This window comes from Kribbella sp. (genome assembly GCF_035655035.1).
Lineage (GTDB): Bacteria > Actinomycetota > Actinomycetes > Propionibacteriales > Kribbellaceae > Kribbella.
This window is the reverse complement of the sequence record NZ_DASRVN010000420.1, coordinates 1-4404: the sequence shown is the minus strand read 5'-3', so window position 1 is coordinate 4404 and position 4404 is coordinate 1. Positions and strand designations below refer to the sequence as shown.

The following is a 4404-nucleotide window of genomic DNA, read 5'->3' as shown; positions in this document are numbered from 1 at the left end:
CCGGATTCCCTGTAGGGCAAGGGTTTTCGATGTTGCCGAGGGCACTCATGGGGTTTCCGCCGCAGCCGCGAGGGCTTAGCGTGGCGAATTAGTTGCATCGTCCAGGGAGGGGATTGCTATGCGACTAAGACTTGCTGTGCTGGCCGTCGTACCGGCCGTCGTGTTCGGGTTCGTCGCCGCCGTACCGGCGCAGGCGAGCGGGACGACGGTGCACGTACATCGGGGCCAGTCGATCCAGGCGGCCGTCGACAAGGCCGCACCGGGGACGACGATCGTCCTCGACGAAGGCACGTACTGGCAGAGTGTGCTGATCCGCAAGGACGGCATCACGATCCGTGGCCAGGGTGACGGCACCGTGATCGCGCCGCCGAAGGTGCTGCCGAAGAACATCTGCACCACGAACTTCCTCGGCGGCAAGGGAGCCGCGTTCTGCGTGTTCGCGAAGCGGCTGGACGCGAAGCAGAACGTGGTCACGCGAGTGCTCAACACGAAGATCTCGGACCTGCAGGTGCGGGGCTTCAACGGAATGGGGATCGTCGCGTTCGGCGGTTCGGGGTTCGTGGTCCACGACGTGACCGCGGTGAACGACGGCGACTACGGGATCGCCAGGTTCGACACGGTCGGCGGCGCGGTCTATGACAACGTCGTACGGCGTAACGGCGAGGCCGGCATCTACGTCGGCGACACCGCGATGGCGAACGCCGTCGTACACGACAACCAGGCGACCGGTAACCAGCTCGGCGTGTTCGTGCGGCACAGCCGGTACGTGAAGGTGTACGACAACACGTCCTGGGGCAACTGCCAGGGTCTGCTGATCCTGGACGACGGCCAGCCCGGCGGCGCCGGGAACGTGACGGCCTGGGACAACGATCTGAACCGGAACAACATGTTCTGTACGGCGAACGCGGAGCACCCGCCGCTGCAGGGCGGCGGCCTGCTCGTCCTCGGCGGCACCAAGAACGTGCTGCGTGACAACGAGGTCAACGGGAACGTCGGCAAGCAGTTCAACTCCGGCGGGATCGTGCTGATCTCGGCCCAGATGTTCCACGGCGCGAACGCGGCCTGGAACACCGTCACCGGCAACGACGCGACCGGCAACAGCCCGGCGGACATCCGCTGGGACGGCAAGGGCGCCGGTAACCGCTTCACCGACAACGACTGCCACACCTCGATGCCCGCGGGGCTGTGTAACTGAGATCAAGACACCGGCTGCCCCGTCCGACGGGGCAGCCGGCTCACGTTCAAGGCCATTCCCAGCACCGGGTTCGCAGATTTCTGCCAGTTGTCCGCGCGTCGCGTGACTTCAGTTGGCTTCAGGTCGACTTCAGTACTACGGTAGAGCTACGGTGTAACCACGGTCGATCGTCAGTTTGTCAGGAGCAATGGGCGAGCGATCTCCGGCCCGAGCCCCGCCTGTCCACGGACGGCACGGCGTACGAGCGACCCTCGGACGCCGCACTACAGTGGGGTCCGGTGAAGTCGGGTAGAGCCGGGTGTACGATCAGCCGATCCGCCGCACCCGCATTGGTCGACCATTTTCGGGAGTGAGAGTGGCCCCCTCTCCAGAGGCCGTACGACTCGCCAGACGACTCCGGGACCTCCGGGAATCCGAGCGGCTGACCCAGAAGGACCTGTCGAACGCGTTGAGCGCGGAGGTCCGCGTCGCGGTGGCGACGATCAGTTCGTGGGAGTCGCAGTCCAACCCGAAGCTGCCCCCGGAGGAGCGGCTGCGTTCGTACGCGCTGCTGTTCGCGATGACGGTCGTCCCTGACCGCGTCCCCCGCGAAGGCGACCTGAACACCGCCGAACGCGAACGCTTCAACGCCCTGTACCGCGAGCTCGTCGGCCTCCGCGACGAGATCCGCCACCACCAGACCGGCACCCCCGCCTCCAGCGGTTCGTACACCTTCGACTTCGAGTCGGGCCGCATCACCTTGATCTGCCCGGAGATCCCGGAGGAGGGCCGCTCGCCGCTGGCCGAGCCGGACAACCCGAACTTCACCCGCCTGTACCGGTACGCCGACCTCGACGCGCTGATCGAGATGTGGGGCCACGTCCGGGCGTCCAACCCGGAGCTCCGGGTCCGGCACCGGCTGCCGTCGGAGGTGAGCGCGGACCACCTGTCCGGCCACCTGGTCCTGATCGGTGGCATCGCCTGGAACCGGGTCACCAGCCGGCTGCTGCGGGTGCTCGACAACCTCCCGATCCGGCAGCTGTCGGTCCCGGACCTGGCCGACGGCGAGATCTTCCGCTCCCGCGACGGCCAGGAGTACCGGCCGCAGTGGGAGGAACGGAAGGACTTCGACCCCGAGGACGACGCGCCGTCGAAGGCCGCTCTTGAGGCGGACCAGGCGCAGGACGCGTGGCGCGGCGCGAAGCCTCGCGAGCTGGTCGAGGACGTCGCGCTGTTCGCCCGGCTCCCCAACCCCTTCAACCACAGCCGGACCATCACGATCTGCAACGGCGTCTACAGCCGCGGCGTGCTCGGTGCGGTCCGGACGCTCACCGACGACGCCGTCCGCGAGCGCAACGAGACGTACCTGGCGAACCGGTTCCCGGGCGGCGTCTTCGGCATGCTGATGCGCGTCCCGGTGGTGAACGGCGAGGCCGTCACGCCCGACCTGGAGATCGCGGAGAACCGGCTGTTCGAATGGTCACCGGAGGAGGAGGCCGAATGAGCCGTCGGTCCCGACAAATCCGCGCGTCCCACGCGGGCCTGCTGTGCGACGGCTCCGCTCCGGCGGGTGCGGCGGCGAGTACCAAGCTCGACGCGATCGTGGTCCCGGCCGCGCGCCGGGCGTCCGAGCTGCAACCCGTGATCAGGCTGGCCGCCGACCTGCGGGTCCCGCTCGTCATCCTGTGCAGCCGCGAGGCCTTGCTCGACAAGGTCGTGGAGCGCGTGAAGAGCACATTCCACGCCCAGGCCCTGGTCATCCAGGTGCCGGAGGACTACCGGCCGCCGTGCCCCACCCCGAAGACCTCGGACCGGAAGTTCCAGGAGGCCTCGGCCGGCCGGTCCAGTGACCTCAGCGCGAAACGCAACCTCGGCCTGCTGTACGGACGGTTGCGCGGCTGGAACAAGATCCTCTTCGTCGACGACGACATCCGCGGCCTCAGGAGGGTGGACGTCGACCGGCTGACCGGGTACCTCGACCGGCACCCGGTCGCGTCGATGGCCAGCCGCGAGTTCCCCGACAACTCGGTGGTCTGCCACGCGCGCGGCCTGGTCGCACCGCAGGACGTGTTCGTCAGCGGCGCCGTCCTCGGCGTCGACCTGCAACGCCCGGAGCTGTCCTTCTTCGCCGACATCTACAACGAGGACTGGTTCTTCTTCGCCCGGTACGCCGCCCGCCGGGCGATCCCGAAGATCGGCGAGGTCCGGCAACTGCAGTACGAGCCGTTCGCCGACCCGCAACGCGCGGCCCGCGAGGAGTTCGGCGACCTCCTGGCCGAGGGGCTGTACGCCGCGTTCGAGAGCCAGCCGGGCATGCCCTTCGAGGAGCAGCTCCGGCTCGCGATGGAGCCGACGTACTGGGACCGCTTCAAGGGCATCCGGCTCGAGACCATCGAGGACACCCTCGCGGCGATCCGGAACGCGAAGGCGTCGATCGACGACAAGGAGTTCCCGCGCATCGTCAGGTCGCTGGAGACCGCCAGGACCTGGGCGCACCGGATCTCCTCGAGCCTGTGCGTGGAGTTCATCAAGAGCTGGCAGGAGGACGAGGAGCTCTGGCAGAAGATGCTCAGCAACCTCCCGTCCAGGCAGCGCAAGGAGGACGCGCTCAGCCGTCTCCAGCTGACGAACTGGGTCTCCTGTGGGTACGGTCTACCGACCGAATCGCAGGCGGATCTCGCGACGGCCGGAGCCGTCTGCTAGGAGCTGGCGTTCACCGGTGGGGCTGAAGCCGAGACGGTCGTAGACCTCGCGGGCGACCGTGTTGGTGTCGAGGACCCAGACCCGCCATTCGGTCACGGCGGGTTCGGCCGCGGCGAGCTGGCCGAGGATGGCCCGCAGTACGCCGTTGCGCCGGTACCGCGGGTCCACCCACACCGACTCGATGTGACGTTCGTACGGCGGGCGCCCGGCCACCCGGACCGAGCTCGCCAGCCCGACGATCCGGCCCAGGTCGTCGGCGTCCGCGCGGGAGGTGTCGCGGGCGACGACCCAGTGCATCCGGGTGAACCGCTCCCGCCAGCCGTCCGCACCGACGGTCACCTCGTCCTCGTAGTCCGCGAGGTACGCCGACGGCGAGTCCTTCAGCGCCCGGAGGCGTACCTCTCGGGCGATCGGCCAGTCGTCGGCACCGAGCATGGCGAGTTCCAAGGTCCCGGACCCCTTCGGGAGATGGCGGCACAGCATCCATACCAGTGTCGCCGTTTCGCCCAATCACCAAACCGCCCGGC

Annotated in this window: 4 protein-coding genes; 3 read left to right on the top strand and 1 reads right to left on the bottom strand. The window is 68.4% G+C overall.

Annotated elements, in window-relative coordinates; translation table 11 throughout:
- Positions 1-118 precede the first annotated feature (118 nt).
- The 3 genes from VFF46_RS23415 (at position 119) to VFF46_RS23405 (ending at position 3877) form a co-directional block, all read left to right on the top strand.
- Positions 119-1195 carry a right-handed parallel beta-helix repeat-containing protein gene (locus tag VFF46_RS23415; RefSeq protein ID WP_325039340.1) on the top strand — a complete coding sequence of 359 codons (1077 nt, stop codon included), beginning with the start codon at positions 119-121 and terminating at the stop codon, positions 1193-1195.
- Positions 1196-1550: 355 nt separating this feature from the next.
- On the top strand, positions 1551-2678 hold the full coding sequence (locus VFF46_RS23410) for a hypothetical protein (RefSeq protein ID WP_325039339.1): 1128 nt from the start codon (positions 1551-1553) through the stop codon (positions 2676-2678).
- Positions 2675-3877, top strand: coding sequence for a hypothetical protein (locus tag VFF46_RS23405; RefSeq protein ID WP_325039338.1), 1203 nt, complete (start codon positions 2675-2677; stop codon positions 3875-3877). The genes VFF46_RS23410 and VFF46_RS23405 overlap by 4 nt, the downstream gene beginning before the upstream one ends.
- Here the strand turns inward: VFF46_RS23405 and VFF46_RS23400 are convergent.
- The gene (locus VFF46_RS23400) at positions 3827-4360 is read right to left on the bottom strand and encodes a GNAT family N-acetyltransferase (protein ID WP_325039337.1); all 534 of its coding nucleotides are present in this window, start codon (positions 4358-4360) and stop codon (positions 3827-3829) included. The genes VFF46_RS23405 and VFF46_RS23400 overlap by 51 nt on opposite strands.
- Positions 4361-4404: the final 44 nt, after the last annotated feature.

Coding starts and splice junctions, on each gene's coding strand:
- VFF46_RS23415 (WP_325039340.1), top strand. CDS start 119: ATGCGACTAAGACTTGCTGTGCTGGCCGTCGTACCGGCCGTCGTGTTC.
- VFF46_RS23405 (WP_325039338.1), top strand. CDS start 2,675: ATGAGCCGTCGGTCCCGACAAATCCGCGCGTCCCACGCGGGCCTGCTG.
- VFF46_RS23400 (WP_325039337.1), bottom strand. CDS start 4,360: ATGCTGTGCCGCCATCTCCCGAAGGGGTCCGGGACCTTGGAACTCGCC.